Source organism: Trinickia symbiotica (assembly GCF_003028655.1).
Taxonomy (GTDB): domain Bacteria; phylum Pseudomonadota; class Gammaproteobacteria; order Burkholderiales; family Burkholderiaceae; genus Trinickia; species Trinickia symbiotica_A.
Genome location: NZ_PYUC01000002.1, coordinates 126,413 through 144,834 on the forward strand (window position 1 = coordinate 126,413; position 18,422 = coordinate 144,834).

Sequence of the window (18,422 nt, forward strand, 5' to 3'; positions counted from 1 at the left end):
CCAGCACTACGCCGTCAATACTCGCTCCGTTCCCTTCACTGCTGCCGCATGGTCTTCGATCAGGCGATAGACGGTCTCCCCTGCCACCGTCTCCCATTCGAGCAACCGGTCCGCAATCGCACGGAGCACCGGTTCGTTCGCGCGAAGCAGCGAGTAGCATTCGTCGTTCAATTCCTTCAGCAGGGTATTTGCGTGCTGGATCGCATTCTTCAGCTGCAAACCGGCATATTGCTGCGGGAGCGCCGCGAGGCTGAACAGATTGCCGTCGACGTTGAATCCGAACTTTGAAACCATGTCGAGGCTGATCCGCGATGCCTCCTGCAGATCCTGCGCGGCACCGCTCGACGCCTCCGAGAGAACGAGCAATTCCGCGTTACGCCCGCCGAGCAGCACCTGGATCTCGTTGCGCATTTCCGTCTCGCGGTACAGGTGCTTGTCCTGGCGCTTGGTCACCAGCGCCACGCCGAGTGCGCCGCCTCTCGGCATGATCGTAATCTCCTCGAGCACGCCCGTGCCGAGCAATGCAGCCACGAGGCCATGGCCCGCTTCGTGGACGGCGATACGCGTACGCTCGTCGTCCGACAGCGCGCGTTCAGCGCCGTTCACGTCGCCGATGCGCGCAATCTTGATCGCCTCGATGAAATGCGTCGAGCTCACTTTGTCGTCACCGCATTTACGCGCAATCAGGCCCGCCTGATTGACGATCGTCGATAGCGCCGCGGGCGATAAGCCCGTCGTCAGCCGCGCGAGCTGCTCGAAATCGAGATCATCCGCCTTCGACTTCAGCTTGGTAGCGTAAAAGCGCAGGATATGCACGCGATCGTGGAGGTCGGGCAGGCGAACCTGCACCGTGCGATCGAAACGGCCCGGCCGGCGCAGCGCTTCGTCGAGATTGTCCGGGTGGTTCGTCGCGGCGACCACGATCACGCCCGCGTTCGATTCGAAGCCGTCCATCTCCGCCAGCAACTGATTGATGATGCGATTGCTCTCTGCTTCGACGGGACCCGCGCCGGCATCGGTGCGCTTGCCGAGACCATCGGCTTCGTCGATGAAGATGACGGTCGGCGCGTTCTTGCGGGCGAGCTCGAACAGGTGCTTGACTTTCTGGATACCCACACCGTAGTACTTCGCGCTGAAGTAGCTTCCGGTGATGGCGATGAAGTTCGCCCCGCATTCGCCGGCAAGCGCCTGTGCGAGGCGCGTCTTGCCGACACCCGGACCACCCGTCATCAGCACGCCGCCGGGCGCGCGCACCCCCATGCCGGTGAACTGCATCGGATCGGTCAGCCAGGCCTTGACGTCGGCGAGCGCGGCTTTGGCTTCACCGGCGCCGATGACGTCGTCGAAGCTCAGTTCGGGCGATTGCTGAAGCAGGCTCGCGCCGCCTTTCACCTCGCGGCGCATGAACCATAGAAGACCGGCCATCATGAGAACCGGCAAGAGCAGACTCAATGCGTCGCGTGTCCTGTCGATGACATCGGACCAGCGCACCGCGCCGATATCGACGTCGACATCCGGCAGCAAGATCAGTTGAAACGACGAGTCGCTCGCCGCTTTCATGATCGTGGGCATCAAGGCGCTCGCGAAGGCGGCGTTTTGGTCCGCGACGAAATACTTTCGGCCGTCCGTCGTCGAAACGAGAATCGCGTTCCGGCCCGCGCCGATTGCAACGACATCGTGCCGCTCGATATCGCGCAACACCGTCGACGCGTCTTTTTCGTCGCGCGTCCACGCCGACGAATCGGTTCGCATTTCATTCGCCATTCCCGTCAAGGATGGACGGCCTTGAATGTGGCGCTCGTGCTGTTGCCATAGGAACCACACCAGCGCTGCCGCAAGCAGCGCCGCGATCACGCCGAACGTCACGTATCTGCCGATTCGTGACCACCACGAATTTCTTGCCGGTTTCATTACCAGAACTTCCGAAACTTCGAGACCTTCAGACCAGCATTAAGGTCTGATAAAAGGAGGGAAAAAAATTGTGCGACCCCGATTATGTGCGGTGCATCAATGGCATTATGCCAGCGCTCCACGGGTTGCGAAACGGCAAATCGACGAGGGAACACCGCTTGCTCTTTATCAAGTACGCCCGATCGAATGGGACCGGAACGGAGGAAGCATCATGCTGTACTACGCTCTGATATTTTTCATCATCGCCATCGTTGCCGCGGTATTCGGCTTTGGCGGAATCGCCGCCGGCGCGGCAAGCATTGCCAAAGTCCTGTTCTTCATCTTCGTCGTCATCTTCGTCGTCATGCTGATCATGGGATTGGTCAGACGGTAAAGCCCGGGTGCGCGAGCAAAGCCGCCTCGCGATGCGACGCGGCTTGTGCTCGCATAATCAGCCCTTGCCGGCGCTCGGGTGTGGATAACGACTGGCTTTGCCCCTGCGATGGGCCGCGTTCGCTTGGCTGAACTCCCTTGACGATCGTGTCAAACGCTTCCGTCGGTGTCGGGCGATTCCCGGTACGCGCGTCTACTCACAACGGGCCTTTTCGCGTTCAACGCCTGCTCAATGATGCTTCGCCCATCGAAGGCAGAGGCAGATTCCCGTCGTTAGCGGCTCATGTGCCGCTACAGCGGATATCGCAGCTCGCACAGCGGATCAGTGTGGCTCCGCCCTCGCGCCCCCTCATTTGGGACTGCTCGCGACGGCGGCTGCCTTCTCGCTGGCGCCGGCGAGCGGCGCGGGCGATGCAGGCGAAGGCGGCGATTGCGGTGCGGCCGCGATGAACGGCGATACCGCCTGTACCGGCTTATCGGCAGCGTACGGCGGCGAGGCCTTGACCTGCGCTTCGTTCATGTCGATTTGCGCATGCAGCGCCTTTTCCTTCGCGACGAAATGCAGCGCCGACCAGTTGACGGCGATCATCTGGCGCGGCGCTATCCCACTGCTCACATCGAGCACCACCGCTTGCGGGTGCGCGGCGGCGTCGATGAGCACGTCGACCACGCGGCCAACCTGCGAACCGTTCGGGCGCTGCACTGTCGCGTCGATGATGAGCAGCTCCGCCGGCGTGGCGGGCAACGGGCCGCCTTGCGGCGCAGTGGGCGTGGGGGCGGGGTTCGGGTGATCCGGCACGGGGTTGATCGTGATGGGCGCGGTCTTGGCGGCCGGATTCACGCGAATCGCGGACCATGGAAAGCTAGCCTTGCGATCGCCGACACCGAGAAAGCCCTGCAAGTTCACCACGATCTGGACTGGTTTGCCGCTTGCGTCGGCCACCATGTCGACGGCTCGGCCGACTACCTTGCCGTCGGGCTTTTGCACTTCGGTACCGAGGAGCGCGCGCGTGCTGGCGCGGTCAATGAGCCGTGTCGTGATGAGCGGCTGAGGTACAGGTGCCGGTGGCGGCGGCGGCGACGGTGGCGGGGCCGGCGGCGCAACCTCCTCTGGCTTGCGTGGATGGAAAATGACGTGCTTCGGCTTCTTTGGCGCGGGCGCTTTCGCTTCTTCGGTCGTGCTTGCCTCTTGGACCGGCTCAGCCGAAGGCGGCGCGCTCGCCGCCACCTCGGGCTCGAGCATGACGGACTCTTCCACGATCGGCGCCGGCGGTCCGACGCGCGTGAAGCTGCAGCCCGAAAGCAGAGCGACCAGCACGGCGATCAGGCAGTACAGGGCCGCGACCGGACGTTGGAAACCGGGCCTCATCAGCTGGAACTCCCAGGACCCGAACCGACGCGCCAACGCGCGCGTCGGTCGGTGCAATCGAGTGCAATTCGAAAGAAGTGAATCCTGCACCCGAGTGTAACCCTCTCGCCATGGCTATTGCCATGCTGTCGATGGGTCTGATGTCAGCGGAACTGAGGCCCGGAAAAGTTCAGCTATCTCCCCATGAAACCTGACGTGCAGACAGGGAATCCGTGGCACGTCGACGAGATCACGTCGGATTGCGGGCCGCCCGACATGGATGTCCCGCTCTTCGCGCCTCCAACCGCCTCGTTGGTCATCGCCGCGCCCGAAGTACCGGCGACAGGCTCGCTCTGAGGAGCGGATTGCCCGCTTGCGCCGTGTTGCGCCTGGACTCGCTGCTGGGCCATCTGCAGGTTGTCGGGATAATGATTCCGGTCCGACGGGTTGTAGCCGGCCCCGATCAGCTCGGCCACCTCGGCCCGCACCTGCGCGCGCGTAACGGTGGTCTGCTGCTGCGCCGCTACCGGTACGGCGAATGCGCCAACGGCAAGCAATGGAATCATGGCGCGAAGCACCGGAACTGCGTGCGAGCTCAAATGAATCGAAGCTTTCATGATCAGTCTCCTGTGCCGTCCCGACGAGCGGCACCGGCCGCGGCGTTTCACCGAAACGCGGCACCAGTTCCTAGAGCGAGCCGGCCAAACGCTAGTGGATAGTCCTGCACCTCGTGTACCGGCATCGCTCTGGGTCGCAGTGCGCTCGCGCGGTCACACCGTAAGTTCGTTTCGAAGCCCGCTGCGGTTACAGCGCTTGATAAGCGTTCTGCTGCTTCCTCGCCGAATCACGTCCGGCAGGGGCCGAACCGGGTGCCTGTACGCCTATGACGAGGTACGGCACCCTGGCCCATAGGTTGCGAACAAAGCTGATAGTCCACATCGGTTACATGCAGTGTTCAGCAAGCGAGGCGCAAAATGGGCGAAAGCAACATGACCTTGAAGGGGCAGGCGGCGCTCGTGACGGGCTCGAGCTCAGGGATCGGCGCCGCCATCGCGCGGAAGCTGGCGCGATGCGGGGCCTCAGTCTGTGTCAACTTTCACAGCAGTCCCGATCGGGCCAATGACGTCGTACATTCCATCGTGACCGAGGGCGGCCAGGCCTTCGCCGTACGCGCCAATGTCGCCGACGAATCAGAGGTGCAGCAGCTATTCGAGCAGTGTGCCGCCCGCTTCGGCCGGCTCGACATCGTGGTGGCCAATGCCGGAATCCAACGCGATGCGGCTATCGCCGACATGACGCTCGATCAATGGCGCGCGGTAATCGATGTGAACATGACGGGCTATTTCCTCGCCGCCCGGGAAGCCGTCCGATATTTCTCTCGTCAGCGCGTCGATCCTTCACTTTCGCCCGCCGCGGGAAAGATCATTTTTATCAGCTCCGTTCACGAGTTGATACCGTGGGCTGGCCATGCGAACTATGCCGCAAGCAAGGGCGGCATCATGCAGCTGACCAAAAGCATCGCTCAGGAAGTCGCGCCCCAACGCATTCGCGTCAACGCGATTGCGCCGGGGGCCATCAAAACCCATATCAATCGGTCAGCGTGGGAACAGCAGGATGCGGCCGACCGGCTGTTGAAGCTCATTCCCTACAACCGAATCGGAGAACCCGATGATGTGGCCGAGGCAGCGGCTTGGTTGGCGTCGGATGCGGCGGATTACGTGATCGGCACGACGCTCTTCGTCGATGGCGGAATGGCGTTGTACCCCGGTTTTGCGTCAGGAGGCTGAGCCCAAGCTCACGCCGCTTGGTGACCCGCCTCGACGACGCTCAGACATCCTCGGCCCAAGCGATGTTCTCGCGGGCAACCAACGCCGACGATGCCGCTGGCCCGTAGGTGCCGGCGAAATAGCTGCGCGGCTTGTCACCGAGTGCTTTCCACTCGTTGAGGATCGGCTCCGCCCAGCTCCAGGCCGCTTCGAGTTCGTCGCACCGCATGAAATGCGTCAGTCGTCCCCGGATCACGTCAATCAGTAGGCGCTCGTACGCTTCGGGCCTGCGCCCGGTCATCGCCTGCTGAAGATCGAGGTTCAGGCTCACGGGCAGGACATGCATGCCGCTGCCCGGCTCCTTGGCGAGCATCTGTAATTGGATCGACTCTTCCGGCTGAATCTGAATCACGAGGCGATTCGCGTGACCGTATGGGCCGCGCGGAATGATCGAAAAAGGCATGTCGGCAAAATCGATGACGATCTCGGAGCGTCGCTCCCGCATGCGCTTCCCGGTTCTCAGAAAGAACGGAACGTTAGCCCACCGCCAGTTGTCGATCTGTGCTCGCAAGGCGACGAAGGTTTCCGTCCTACTGCCCGCCGGTACGCCCGCCTCGTCCTGATATCCCTTGACCGTCTCGCCGTCCACCGCGCCCGCAGCGTACTGGCCGCGCACCGTATCGCGCGCAATCGTCTCCGCCGTCATCGGCCGCAGCGAGCGCAGCACTTTCAGCTTTTCGTCGCGGACCGCATCAGGATCGAGCGATACCGGCGGCTCCATGGCGACGATGCAGAGCAGCTGCAGCAGGTGGTTCTGAACCATGTCTCGCATCGCGCCCGTTCCGTCGTAGAACCCCGCCCTGCTTCCGACGCCGACGGACTCCGCGACAGTGATCTGCACGCTCTTGATATGCGGTGCCTGCCATAGCGGCCCGAAGATCGAGTTGCCGAAGCGCAAGACCATCAGGTTCTGCACCGTCTCCTTGCCGAGATAATGGTCGATTCGATAGATCCGGTCTTCCGAGAAGTGACGCCCGACCGCCGCGTTGATCGCCTTCGCGGACGCCAGGTCGTGCCCGAGCGGCTTCTCGAGCACGACGCGCGCACGCTCGTCGACGAGCCCATATGCGGCGAGGTTGTCGCAGACCGTTTCGAACAGGCTCGATGCGGTCGCAAGATAGAACACACGCAACGCGTCGCGGCGCGTCGCCGCGACGAGACGCTCGTAGTCAGCCGCGACGCCGATGTCGACGCAGGTGTAATCGAAACGGGCGAGGAAGCTCTCCCAGGTCCGTGGATCCAGCGCGTGCGTGTCGACGAACGGCCGCGAACGGTCCTCGACGAACTTCAGGTACTGCTCGCGTGTCCAGTCGCTGCGGCTGACGGCGACAATGCGCGTGTCGGCAGGCAGACTGCCGTGCAGGTGCGCCATGTAGAGCGCCGGAAGAAGCTTGCGCGCCGATAAGTCGCCGGCGCCGCCGAAAATGACCATGTCCAGGGACTGGTCGGGCGCAAAAGAGGATGCGGGAGTGCTCATCGTCGTCTGTTTGGTGAATCGATCCTGGTCAATGAGGGACCGAGCACGCCTGTCAGGCGCGCTCCGAACATTTGCGTCGTCAGCCGCGTAGATTAGCAGTTTTGATCAGTAGTCCTGAGATTGCGTGGCAGGGATTGTCGATCGCTGACGGCAGGACTCGGGACAGCAGCAGCCTTGCGCCACAGGAGCGATTCTTGCTACACATCGCACGCCGCAATCATCAATCAGCTACTGGCGACAGCTTCGATTGGCGAGTCGAAGGTGGAAGGCTGGGACGGCCAGTAGTTCGACGGGCGGAGCGACGACGTTGCTTGTCTTGTTGGCTTATTGCGCGCTGAAGAGGAGACGACAATGAGAACCATGGCGTTAGGCCTACGGTTAGCGTCCGCAATGGTATTGGCGATCGCCCTCGCCGGGTGCGGGGGTGGTGGGGATTCGGCCAGTACGGATGTCGGCGCATCCGCCCATGCTGCATCGAAGGTCATCAAACTTCAGCGCTACCAGATCGATCCGACGAAGGTCTTCGTTGCCGGCATTTCGTCTGGCGGTTTCGCGGCCGTGCAGATGCACGTTGCTCACTCTGCGACTTTCAAAGGGGCCGCGATTTACGCTGGCGGGGTGTACTGGTGTGCCGGCGCCGGAGGCGCCGCGACAGCTTTGGCAAACTGCGGCGGTTTGACGCTTCCGACGAATCAGGCGTCGTACAACAGCACGCTCACGGAATCCGAGGCGTATCTGGATACGCAATCGTCCCTCGGCACCATCGATCCATCCATGAATCTGCGCGGGCAGCCCGTCTATCTCTGGTCTGGCACGCAAGACGAAGTCGTCAATCCGCTCGAGATGGCCGACCTCAACTCGGAATACCAGCATTACGGGGCCAATGTTCGCTTCGATAATACGTTTCCCGCCGAGCACGGCTGGGAATCGCCTGACGGCGAGCTTGCATGCGGCACGCTCGGCAGCCCCTACATGATTCGCTGTTCGGTGAACGGCGTGGTCTACGATTCCGTAAAGACGTGGTTGACGATGTTCCTAGGCTCATTGAAACCGCGCAACGACGGCAAGCTTTCGGGGACGCTGTCCACGTTCGACCAAACTGAGTTCGGAGCATCGCAAAACGTTTCGATGAGCTCGACGGGGAGCGTGTTCGTTCCGAAAGCCTGTGCGCAAGGGGACTTGTGCGGATTCGTGCTCGCCCTCCACGGCTGTCTGCAGGAGGCATCGCTTATCGGCAACCGCTGGGTCACCGAGGCCGGCATCGATGAATGGGCCGACACGAACAAACTGGTGGTCGTCTATCCTGACACCATACCATCGTCGGCACCGGGGCCGACAAACCCAAACGCGTGCTTCGACTGGTGGGGCTACTCGAATCAATACGACCCGAACTATGCACTCAAGAGCGGCTTGCAGATGTCGGTACTCTACGCGATGGTGCAGCGCGTGACTGGCCTACCGTAGAACCGTTGTGAGGCGGTTCAAGTCGGCGACTCGCATGTCGTTGCGACCCGACTTCGGCAAGCTTCCGTTGAACGCATTCAGGCCCGCGCTATGCGCCTCATTGGGATAAGGCACGAAGACCGGTGACTTGCGATGCGATCGCGTTCGACCGTCGACAGGCATATGTCCGGTCTGACTTACCAGGAGCAATGGGATGCTTACAACTATGTTTTTCGTGGCCCTTTTTGCGCTTATTGTCGCCATGCAGCGCGGCATCACCCGCAGGGAAGATGAGAGACTTCGCGCGCAGTTCGACGCGGAAGGCCCGGAGAGCGAGCTGTCGCGGCAGTTGATGCGCGCTTCCGGATATGGCGTCTGAGTAATGGCATGAAAAACCCTTGGACAAAGAAGAATCCGTTCTTGAGCATGTGGTTAAGCGGCGCTAACGCGGTGCTCGGGTCGGTTCGCGGCAGGGCTACCGCAGAGGCAAAGCGCCAAATCGCGACCTTTTGGTCCGCTGCGCTTCCCCCACCGAAGCGGAAGAAACGTAGCCGACGACGTTGAGCCAGCCCGCCGTAGGCAGCCTGCTGTCGAGCGCGAGCAGGAGCGGCGCGCCCCGCGGTCACGGACTATCGGCCGATGTGGCGCTCGATGACAGCCTGCAGTTGGTCGCACGAACGTACCAGATGTCGTTCGGGCGCCGTTGCCACGCCCAGCAAAAGACCGGATCGCGCCGATGCCGGTACGGCGTACCACGGAGAGAGCGGCGCCGGCGCCAGTCCGAACTGGAACATATCCCTCGCGATCGAGATATCCGATGCACCGTCGGGCAATCGCAAAAGCACGGCCAGTCCGGGCGTCACCGTCTCCATGCCGCGCCGCTGAAGGTGCTCGAGCAATGCCTCGCGTCGAGCCAAATAGAAACGCTTTGTGCGGCGCAGATGGCGCATATAGTGCCCGTCGCCCATGAATCGCGCCATTGCGAGCTGTATCGACGGCCAAGGCGCCGGAGTAAGGCAAGCGGTAACTTCCGCAAACCGCGATGCCAATGCTGGAGGAACGACCAGGAAGCCGAGGCGTAATGCCGGGCTGATGGTCTTGCTGAAGGATCCGATGTGGATCACGCGCCCGGCGCGGTCAAGCGAGGCAAGCGCAGGTGCCGCGCGCGCTTTCAGTTGAAGCTCGCTCAGATAGTCATCCTCGATGATCCACACGCGCTCTTGAGCGGCCCACTGGAGAAGCCGCAGGCGCCTTTCAAGCGAAAGCGTGACGCCGAGCGGCGCCTGCTGCCCTGGCGTAACCAGAACCAGCGCCGCATCGGGTTCATACTGCAGGCCATAGTCGACGTTGATTCCGTCGGCATCGACAGGGATCGGTGCGAGCCGCAACCTCGCGAGCCCCAATCCATGTCGTGTAAACGGAAACCCGGGGTTTTCGACCCATACCTTTTGTCCTTCCAGGCCGAGTACGCCAAGCGTCAGTCCAAGCCCGCCACTGAAGCCGCTCGTGATGACGATCTGGGACGGCGAGCAAACGATGCCGCGCGATATCGCAAGGTACGCCGCGATTTCGCGTCGCAACTCGAGTTCGCCGCGAGGATCGGGGTATAGGGTCGATCTGCTCGATTCGGCGAGCACGCCGTAGTTCCGTGCCCGCGTGAAGAGCTTCGCAGGCAACGTTTCCCGTGCGGGCACGCCCATTTGAAAAATTGCGGGACCCGCTGTGAGCTCCAGGTACGTTTCAAAGAACGATCCGGGATCGGGCGCCTCATCCAGCTGCATCGCTACGCGAGGCCGATCCGCGACGCGCGTTCCTCCGGCGCGCGAGGCGACGACGAGTTGCGCATCAGACAGTTTCTCATAGGCGGCACGCACGGTACCGCGGGCGACGCCCAATTGAGCCGCGAGATCGAGCCAAGATGGCAGGCGTGCTCCCGGCACGAGCACCCCGCTTTCAATTGCGGCGCTGATGCCTTTGCAGATTTGGTCGGTCAGCGATGTCTTCGCGAACCGATCCAGCTTTAAGGAGAGCGGCATGACCATCGAAGCATGGTACAGAAAAATTGTTCATTCTTGGTGCTTTTTTCTAGCCTAGACCGAACTCAGAATAACAAGCACTTCCAGGAGATCCACTGACATGAAGCTACGATCCGTCCTCTACTCCGCTTGCGCCGCGACGGCCGCCGCGATCGCCGTCACGCTCGCGGCGCCCGCCATGGCACGTACTCCCGGCGAGACAGTGACGCCGAATTTTCAGCATTCAATTTCCAATATTCCGGGCAAGTCGATGGTGGCGGTCGTCGTCGACTATGCCCCGGGCGCAGCGTCACCACCACACATGCGTGCCAAGTCGGCGTTCATTTATGCATACGTCGTATCGGGAACCATTGAAACGCAGGTGGACGATGGACCCAAGCGCGTGTTGCACGCTGGCCAGAGTTTCTACGAGCAGCCCGGATCGGTGCATCGTGTGAGCCGGAATGCCAGCGCCACCGAGCCCGCCAAGCTGCTTGCCGTATTCGTCGTCGATACGAACGATCGCAACCTGACTCAACCCTTGAAGGAAGGAGAATGAAATGAGCAAACGCCTCGATTACGCACAGATCGCGCCGGCGGGCGTGAAGGCGCTCGGCGCCGTTTACGGGTATGTGGCAAAGAGCGATCTCCCTGAGGTGCTGGTCGACTTGGTCTATTTGCGCGTTTCGCAGATCAACAATTGCGCGTACTGTCTCGATATGCACACGCGGGCGCTGCTCGCCAAAGGGCAGAAGCTCGAAAAGCTGACGCTGGTCCAGGCATGGGCCGAAGCGGGCAATCTCTTCGACGAGCGCGAGCGTGCCGCCCTCGCCTGGGCGGAAACGGTGACGCGCGTTGCGCAGACCGGCATACCCGACGAAGCGTATGAAGCCGCACGTCTTGTTTTCGACGAACGGGAAATCGTGGATCTTACGATTGCGATCAGTTTGATGAACGCGTTCAACCGGATGGCCATCAGCTTTCGCAACACGCCACAGGCTGTCATGGAGAACGACGGCTGATCGACGTCGAAGCGTCCAGCCTGGCCGGGCGGTCGATCGCGAGGCGACTCGGCTGGCCTGACAGCCGGCTTCGGATGGGCCCAGAGCAAGCGCTGAAGCGCCAGCTCTGGGCCGACAGGAGAAGCATGATGATCGAATCGGCAGACGTGATCGTCATTGGCTCCGGCGGGCTAGGAGCGGCGACAGCGTTCCACATCGCAAAGAGAGGCGCTCTCAGGGTCGCTTTGGTCGAGCGTCTCGAAATCGGCTCACAGACGTCACCACGAGCGGCTGGCATGGTCAGTTGCTTGCGCAAGAGCGACTTGATGATCGACCTGATCAAGCTGGCGGCGCACAAGATCAGGCGATTCTCCGAGGACTCCGGTCAACCGCTCGATTGGGTGCACTCGGGGAGCCTCAAGGTAGCGCGCCGTCCGGTGGATGCCGAGGTCATCCAAGAAGACATCCTTCGCGGCCGGCGCCATGGCCTGGATGTCGACGAACTCTCCGCCGATGCGGCCCACCGGCTCAACGCGTTTCTGCAACCAAAAGGGATCGCCGCAGTGATGCGCATCGGCGACGACATGTATTTCAATCCCGCCCAACTGGCCGTCGGCTTTGCTCGCGCAGCGGAGGCAAACGGAGCGGTCTTGTTGCCGAATACCGCAGTGACGCGCGTCCTGATTGAAGACGGTCAAGTGGCCGGGGTCGATACCGCACGCGGCCACATCGCAACTCCAGTCGTCGTCGATGCAGCCGGCGCCTGGACGCGACAAGTGGCCGAAGCCAGCGGCATTCGAATTCCCCTTGTGACGACAGCGCAGCAATTGTTCGTCACCGAACCCGTGTCCGATGCCCGAGCCGAATTACCGATGGTCCGAATTATGGATGCCGCGGTGTATATGAGGCCTTGCGACGGAGGATTTCTCTGGGGAGTCTACGAAGAGAATCCGAAATTCTTCGACGTGGATGACTTGGGTCCCAACTTTGACGTCAAGGATTTGTCGCTCGACGCAGAGATTCTGTGGCACTACGCTCGGGACGTCGAGTCCCAGCTGCCGATCCTTTTGAAGGCGGCGGTCCGCGAGCATCGTGGCGGGCTGCCAACGATGACAGCCGATGGCCAGCACATCGTCGGCCCTTCCCCCGCGGTTCGGGGTTTCTACTTCGCGAGCGGCTGCAATGTTGCGGGACTCTCGATCGCCCCGGCATTGGGGGAAATGCTCGCCGCGTGGATCATCGACGGTGCCCCTGCTATCGATCTAGCGCCGCTATCGATAGGCAGATTTGGAAACGGCCCGTGGCCGGACGACGAGTTGATCAACAAGGCCGCGTGGCAGTACCGCCATTTCTACGGTGCAAGATAACAAATGCGCCGGATGCTGGTCCCATTGAACCGACTTGCTGTGGCTCTTACGAAGTGACCGCGTTTCCCGTATGTTGTGTTCTTGGCGCACATGATGAAGCAGGTAACCGGAGAACGATGTGGGGCAGCGAGTCAACGAATACGGGCAGGCGATCGGCGAACCGATGCCGAACTGGCAACCAGCCGGGGCACCGGGCGATCAACCGATAACGGGACGCTATTGCCGACTCGAGCGGGTGAACGTCGAGCGGCACGTGGACGATCTGTACGATGCGTATCGCGCCGCGCCCGACGCGCGCGATTGGACTTATCTGTCGGTCGGACCATTCGAAAGCCGCGAAGCGTACCTCGACTGTCTCACCGCCCTCGCCGCATCGCCCGACCCGCTGCATTACGCCGTCATCGACCGGTCGACAGGCAAGGCCATCGGCACGCTCGCGCTGATGCGTATCGACAAGGCCAATGGCGCAATCGAAGTCGGCTTCATCGTGTTTTCGCGGCGCCTGCAGAAGACGCGCATGGCAACGGAAGCGATCTTTCTGCTCATGCGGCACGTGTTCGACGAACTCGGCTACCGGCGCTTCGAATGGAAGTGCGACGCGCTGAACGCCCCATCGCGTAGCGCCGCGGCGCGCTTCGGTTTCACCTTCGAAGGCATCTTCCGCCAGGCTGTCGTCTACAAAGGACGCAACCGCGACACGGCATGGTTCGCGATCATCGATAGCGAATGGCCCCCGCTGCGTGCAGGCTTCGAGGAATGGCTCGATGAAGCGAACTTCGACGCGCAAGGCATGCAGCGGCGAACGTTGCAGGACTGCATCTCCGGCCAGCACAGTGCGTAGAGCGCACTCCGCCGACCTGACGTTCGTGCTCAACCGAGCGGACAAGGGGAAAGAAACAGGAAGTGCGCGTGCTCGAAGCAGCTAGCGAACTGCCGACCAAGCCACTGTGATGGAAAACGCGGCAAGCACGATAGACGCCCCTCGAAGGAGGTACGTCGGCTCGAGCCATGCAAGTTGCCCCTTTCTCAATTGCGCGCCGAATGCCACCCACAGCAAGCCAATCGGAAAGAGCAAGGCGATGAAGACTCCCATGACTTCGATATAGCCAGCCGCACTGGCGAACGCTTCCGGCGGGAAGAGCGTTGCGCCGAAGAGAGCCGCTTTCGGATTCAATAGCGTTGCAACGAAGAGTGCTCGCATGCCCACGGTTCTTGAATGTCCGCCTGCCAGGTCGAGCGTCGCGCTCCACATGCGAACGGCGAGATAGCCGATATACACTGCGCTCGCTAAGCGTATCGTCCATGGAAGCCAGGGCAGTTTTTGCGCGACCTCGAGCAAGAACAATCCCCAAATGGAGATTGCAATCACGTATCCGCCGCATTCGGCTATCGTGAGCCGGGCCGATCGGCGAAAGCCATGGTCCAAGCCCGCCGTCGCGAGCAGCGTGTTGGTCGGGCCTGGCATCGCGAGCACCAGGAGCACTGCGAGCAAAAAGGAGGCGAGGCTATGTAAAGGGACCATGCGTTTCCATTCCACGACGGAAGCATGGGCAGATCACCCGCGCGAAGCAGCCGGCATCCCTCGTGATTCTCAGGCGCCGAGTTTACCCCATCCCGATTGGCACCAGATTCGTCGGCGCTTCGCGCTCGTCCGCCTCGTCCGCCTCGTCCACACGGCGCGGCTCCTCGCGCTCGATGAAGTGCGGCGCTGACCAGTGAATGAGCGTATCGATGAAATACTTCGCGCGGGGCCAGGGGCCAAAGCCCGATGCGACGTTGACGTGTCCGGCGGGCCCGAGGTTGATGAACGCCGAGCCCCAGGCGCGCGCAAGCGCCCGCGCACCGTCGGCCGGCATCCAGGGATCGTTCTCACTGCCGACGACGATCGACCCGAGGTTCAGACGCCAGCGGTACAGCTCGTTCTCGACGCCAAAGCGGGTCGGGCTCGCCGGTGCAACCAGCAGGACGCCTGCCACATCCGGCAGCCCCTGCCCGATTGCTTGTGCAGCGGCGAGGCATCCGAAGCTGTGCGCGGCGAGCACGAAAGGCCCCCGCTCGGCAGAGAGCTGTCGCCGTATCGTCCCCGACCACGCTTGGAGGTCGGCATTGCCCCAGTCGCTCTGAGTAATACGGATCGGCCGGGCGAACTGCCGCGCGAGCCATGTTTGCCAATGCGCGTCCTCGCTGCCATGCAGGCCCGGCACGATGACAACTCGCGGGGGCCACTGGGTGCTACACGATGACATGTCGTTTCTCCCGAACCAAGGGCCGAAACGCCACGCTACCTCGCATCGGCGCGACGTACAACGAAGAAAAGGTGAAATCCAAATCAGCACACTGCGTCTGCAGCGGGCCATCGCGCATGCCGGCCGATCAGTTCAGCGAAACGCCGTCGAACCGGTGACTCCCCAACGGCGAAAGCAACATTCCATTCACCCGCTTCGACACAGGCAATGAGACGATCGAATGGGCGATGGGCGTATAAGGCACCTGTTCCTTGAAGATCACCTGCGCCTGCCGATACAGGGCCGTGCGCTCATCGACGTTCGGCGTCGCCCGCGCCTTGTCGATCAGCGCATCGAACGACTTGTCGCACCACTTCGACACGTTGCTGCCGTGCACCGCATCGCAACCCAGCAAGGTCCCGAGCCAGTTGTCCGGGTCGCCGTTGTCGCCCGACCATCCGTAGAGGATCGCGTCATGCTCGCCCCCTTGCTTCGCGCGCCGATTGTACTCACCCCATTCGTAGCTGACGATCTTTGCGCGCACGCCGATCTTCGCCCAGTCCTGCTGGATCAATTGCGCCATCAGCTGAGCGTTCGGGTTGTATGGGCGCTGCACGGGCATCGCCCACAACGACAGTTCGAAGCCATTCGGGAATCCAGCCTGCGCGAGCAACGCCTTAGCTTTCGCTATATCGCGCGGCGCGTCTTTCAGTTGATCGTCGTAGGACCACTGCGCGGGCGGCATCGGGTTTGTCGCGAGCGTCGCGTTGCCCGAGAACACCGCTTGAATGATGGCTTGCTTATCGATGGCCATGTCCAGCGCGCGCCGAACGTCGAGCCGATCGAGCGGCGAGTGTTGCGTGTTGTAGGCAACGAAGCCCACGTTGAAGCCGACGCGCGATATCAGTGTGAGCGAAGGATTGCGCTTGACCGTTTCGAGATCGCTGGGACGCGGGAACACTGAAACCTGGCATTCGCCACCTGAGAGCTTCTGAATACGCGCGGCCGGATCAGGCGTGATCGAAAAGACCAGGTGCGCGAGCTTGACATCCTCCGGGCGCCAGTAATCGGGATTTCCGTCATAGCGGATCAGTGCATCCTTTTGGTAGGAGCGGAATACGAACGGCCCTGTACCTACCGGCAGCTGGTTGATATCGGCCTCGCGATGCGTCGCGCTCAGCTTCGCGGCATATTCTGCCGAGAGAATCGACGCGAAACTCATCGCGAGATTGCGCACGAAGATGACATCAGGCTGTTTCAGCCGGAAGCGCACCGTGTAGTCGTCGACTTTGTCAATCCCGTCGATGTTCTTGTCGAAGCCCAGGTCAGTGAAATAGGGAAAACTGGCGGGATAAGCCTTACGGAACGGATCGTCCGAATGAAGCATGCGATTGAACGTAAAGAGCACGTCGTCGGTGTCGAATTCGCGGGTCGGACGGAACCACGCGGTCGTCTGGAATTTGACGCCCTTTCGCAGATGAAAAGTATAGGTCCGCGCATCGGCCGATACATCCCAACTCGTGGCGAGTGCCGGCTCCAAATCGAGCGTGCCGCGTTTGAATTGCACCAGCTCGTTGTACACCGTATAGGTGCTCGCGTCGAAATCGGTGCTCGTCGTATGCTGGCCGGGATCGAAGCCGGCGGGACTGCCTTCGGTGCACACCACCAGCGTTCCCGAAGGAGCGGCCAAAGCCGTCGAAGGTTGCATCAAGAGGCTGATTGCCTGCGCTACGAGTACGCCAAACGCCAAAGCATACCGGGATGGGCGCGCAACAGTGCGTGCGATTCGCGTAGCGAACCGACAGGATCGATGCGTCATGAGCATGGGCACGGGTTGAGTTTTGGTGCATTGATGCCGCTACTGAAGCTCGACGACTCGCGGGCTTCCCGAAGTATAGTCTTCCGCATCGATGTCGTAGCCCACTGGATCCCAACGGATCGCGAACAGCATGACGAGCGAGGTCAATGGCGCGAGCGCGATGATCCAGAACACTTTCGTGCCGAGCGCCGCGGCGAGAACCGGAAATAGGAACAGCGACGCCGTGGAGGCTGAACGCACGAGCGTCTGATTGAACCCCACGCCGATGCCGCGCAGCGATGTCGGATAGCTAAGCGAAGCGAAGCTCATGCTATGCGCCCCCGGCCCGAATCCCTGGCCGAACAGGTAGCCGCCTAGCAGCAAGATGGCGAGCGCCACGAGCACGCCGTTGCCTGGATGGCCGATCAGAGCGAGGCCAATGAGCGATACGAACTGCAGCGCATGGCCCGCGACGGTCATCTTCCACGCGCCGAAGCGCGACACGAAACGCACGCCGATCACGCCGCCGACGAATGCGAACAGCAGATTCAAGACGAGCGCCGCGACGATGGTCGTCAGCGGTCCTTGCTTGAGGAAGCTCGCGATGATGATCGGCAGGCCGTAGACGATCGCGTTGTAGCCGAACGACGACGCAGCGCCGATCGTTGCGGCGAGCACCGTGCGCCGTGTATATGGCCCGCTGAAGAGCACCCGGTAATTGTGCCAAGACGCGGTTCGCGGCTTGGGCGCCGGCTCATCGCCCGACTCGACGATCGCGTCGACGCCGTACGCGCGCTTGAGAATGCGCGCGGCGCCTTCGAGGTCGCCCTGATTCGCGGCCCACAATGGCGATTCGCTGATGTAACGGCTGCGCACGGCAATGATCACCAGCGCAGGTACCGCACCGAACGCGAGCGTCACGCGCCACAGCCAACCGAGCTGATGTTCGGGAAGGACCGCGTAAAGTCCCAGAATCAGCAGATAGCAAGTGCTGGTCGCGGCGTACCACGCGGGGCACCATGCGGCGACACTCGCGGCTTTGCTGCGCTTGCCCGCCACGCGAGAGAACTCCGCGAGCAAAGCCATTGCCACCGGCAGATCGAGCCCGACGCCGAAGCCCATGAGAAAGCGCGCCGCACCCAACACCCATGCGTTCGGCGCGAGGCCGGCCGCGATCGCGGCCACGACGAAAAACAGCATGTCGGCCATGAAAACGCGGTAACGGCCGATGCGATCTGTCAGATAGCCGCCTATGAGCGCACCGAGGATCGCGCCGAACGTGATAGCGGCCGACACGAGGCCGACTTGCGTGGGGCTCAGTGCGAACGACCGCGCGATGTCTTTCATGCCGTAGGCGAGCGAGGTCAGGTCGTAGGCATCGAGGAACACGCCGCCCAATGCGATGGCGATGACGATGCGGGCGTTGCCCCGCGCTGCCGCACCCTCACCGACGATCCGCGCGACATCCTCGGCCGAGCGCACGACTAGCGGCGCTGGGTGCGCTCGAAGCGTTGGCTGAGATGCGGAATCGATGGACGGCTGTGGCGCGCGAGAAGCGGCAGCTACGGTAGACATGATGTCGGATGCACTCGGGCATGATGATTGGACCGACGCATGCTAGCCAACGCGCTGCGCCGCA

Annotated in this window: 17 protein-coding genes; 8 read left to right on the plus strand and 9 right to left on the minus strand. The window is 62.1% G+C overall.

All coding sequences use genetic code 11. The annotated features are described in order from the left end of the window. Nucleotides 1-6 precede the first annotated feature (6 nt). On the minus strand, nucleotides 7-1,911 hold the full coding sequence (locus tag C9I57_RS04085) for an AAA family ATPase (protein WP_107149384.1): 1,905 nt from the start codon (nucleotides 1,909-1,911) through the stop codon (nucleotides 7-9). Nucleotides 1,912-2,122: 211 nt separating this feature from the next. Between C9I57_RS04085 and C9I57_RS04090 the strand changes: the two genes are divergently transcribed. Further along, a complete protein-coding gene (locus C9I57_RS04090; RefSeq protein ID WP_107149707.1) occupies nucleotides 2,123-2,284 on the plus strand; it encodes a DUF1328 family protein in 162 nt (53 codons plus the stop codon). Nucleotides 2,285-2,632: 348 nt separating this feature from the next. On the opposite strand, the gene C9I57_RS04095 is transcribed toward C9I57_RS04090, so the two are convergent. Both C9I57_RS04095 and C9I57_RS04100 read right to left on the minus strand, forming a co-directional pair. Then, nucleotides 2,633-3,652: a PRC-barrel domain-containing protein gene (locus C9I57_RS04095; protein ID WP_181321722.1), complete on the minus strand. Its 1,020-nt coding sequence runs from the start codon at nucleotides 3,650-3,652 to the stop codon at nucleotides 2,633-2,635. 173 nt (nucleotides 3,653-3,825) lie between these two features. Then, on the minus strand, nucleotides 3,826-4,248 hold the full coding sequence (locus C9I57_RS04100; protein ID WP_107149385.1) for a DUF4148 domain-containing protein: 423 nt from the start codon (nucleotides 4,246-4,248) through the stop codon (nucleotides 3,826-3,828). Nucleotides 4,249-4,605: 357 nt separating this feature from the next. Between C9I57_RS04100 and C9I57_RS04105 the strand changes: the two genes are divergently transcribed. Next, entirely contained in the window at nucleotides 4,606-5,418 is an 813-nt protein-coding gene (locus C9I57_RS04105) for a glucose 1-dehydrogenase (protein ID WP_107149386.1), read from the plus strand. Nucleotides 5,419-5,458: 40 nt separating this feature from the next. Here C9I57_RS04105 and zwf read toward each other — a convergent pair whose 3' ends face one another. After that, nucleotides 5,459-6,934 (minus strand): glucose-6-phosphate dehydrogenase, encoded by a 1,476-nt coding sequence (gene zwf, locus C9I57_RS04110; RefSeq protein ID WP_107149387.1) that lies wholly within the window; start codon nucleotides 6,932-6,934, stop codon nucleotides 5,459-5,461. A gap of 351 nt (nucleotides 6,935-7,285) precedes the next feature. Between zwf and C9I57_RS04115 the strand changes: the two genes are divergently transcribed. Both C9I57_RS04115 and C9I57_RS32625 read left to right on the plus strand, forming a co-directional pair. Next, nucleotides 7,286-8,398, plus strand: a complete 1,113-nt coding sequence (locus C9I57_RS04115) for an extracellular catalytic domain type 2 short-chain-length polyhydroxyalkanoate depolymerase (RefSeq protein WP_107149388.1) — start codon at nucleotides 7,286-7,288, stop codon at nucleotides 8,396-8,398. 205 nt (nucleotides 8,399-8,603) lie between these two features. After that, a complete protein-coding gene (locus C9I57_RS32625; protein ID WP_181321741.1) occupies nucleotides 8,604-8,756 on the plus strand; it encodes a hypothetical protein in 153 nt (50 codons plus the stop codon). Between the two features lie 250 nt (nucleotides 8,757-9,006). Here C9I57_RS32625 and pdxR read toward each other — a convergent pair whose 3' ends face one another. After that, nucleotides 9,007-10,413: a MocR-like pyridoxine biosynthesis transcription factor PdxR gene (pdxR, locus tag C9I57_RS04120; protein WP_440130176.1), complete on the minus strand. Its 1,407-nt coding sequence runs from the start codon at nucleotides 10,411-10,413 to the stop codon at nucleotides 9,007-9,009. Nucleotides 10,414-10,513: 100 nt separating this feature from the next. Here pdxR and C9I57_RS04125 point away from each other — a divergent pair, with 100 nt between their 5' ends. The 4 genes from C9I57_RS04125 (at nucleotide 10,514) to C9I57_RS04140 (ending at nucleotide 13,601) form a co-directional block, all read left to right on the plus strand. After that, nucleotides 10,514-10,951 carry a cupin domain-containing protein gene (locus C9I57_RS04125; RefSeq protein ID WP_107149390.1) on the plus strand — a complete coding sequence of 146 codons (438 nt, stop codon included), beginning with the start codon at nucleotides 10,514-10,516 and terminating at the stop codon, nucleotides 10,949-10,951. A gap of 1 nt (nucleotide 10,952) precedes the next feature. Continuing rightward, nucleotides 10,953-11,414 (plus strand): carboxymuconolactone decarboxylase family protein, encoded by a 462-nt coding sequence (locus C9I57_RS04130; protein WP_107149391.1) that lies wholly within the window; start codon nucleotides 10,953-10,955, stop codon nucleotides 11,412-11,414. A gap of 125 nt (nucleotides 11,415-11,539) precedes the next feature. Further along, on the plus strand, nucleotides 11,540-12,760 hold the full coding sequence (locus C9I57_RS04135; protein ID WP_258187491.1) for an NAD(P)/FAD-dependent oxidoreductase: 1,221 nt from the start codon (nucleotides 11,540-11,542) through the stop codon (nucleotides 12,758-12,760). 118 nt (nucleotides 12,761-12,878) lie between these two features. Next, nucleotides 12,879-13,601, plus strand: a complete 723-nt coding sequence (locus C9I57_RS04140) for a GNAT family N-acetyltransferase (RefSeq protein ID WP_107149392.1) — start codon at nucleotides 12,879-12,881, stop codon at nucleotides 13,599-13,601. Nucleotides 13,602-13,682: 81 nt separating this feature from the next. Here the strand turns inward: C9I57_RS04140 and C9I57_RS04145 are convergent, their stop codons facing one another. From C9I57_RS04145 to C9I57_RS04160, 4 genes are all read right to left on the minus strand, one after another. Continuing rightward, a complete protein-coding gene (locus C9I57_RS04145; protein ID WP_107149393.1) occupies nucleotides 13,683-14,282 on the minus strand; it encodes a LysE family translocator in 600 nt (199 codons plus the stop codon). Nucleotides 14,283-14,364: 82 nt separating this feature from the next. Next, complete coding sequence (locus C9I57_RS04150; protein ID WP_107149394.1) at nucleotides 14,365-15,006, minus strand: RBBP9/YdeN family alpha/beta hydrolase; 642 nt, start codon at nucleotides 15,004-15,006, stop codon at nucleotides 14,365-14,367. A 127-nt stretch (nucleotides 15,007-15,133) separates the two neighbouring features. Further along, nucleotides 15,134-16,693 carry an ABC transporter substrate-binding protein gene (locus C9I57_RS04155; protein WP_146166168.1) on the minus strand — a complete coding sequence of 520 codons (1,560 nt, stop codon included), beginning with the start codon at nucleotides 16,691-16,693 and terminating at the stop codon, nucleotides 15,134-15,136. 150 nt (nucleotides 16,694-16,843) lie between these two features. Further along, nucleotides 16,844-18,358 (minus strand): MFS transporter, encoded by a 1,515-nt coding sequence (locus C9I57_RS04160; RefSeq protein WP_107149396.1) that lies wholly within the window; start codon nucleotides 18,356-18,358, stop codon nucleotides 16,844-16,846. Nucleotides 18,359-18,422 lie beyond the last annotated feature (64 nt).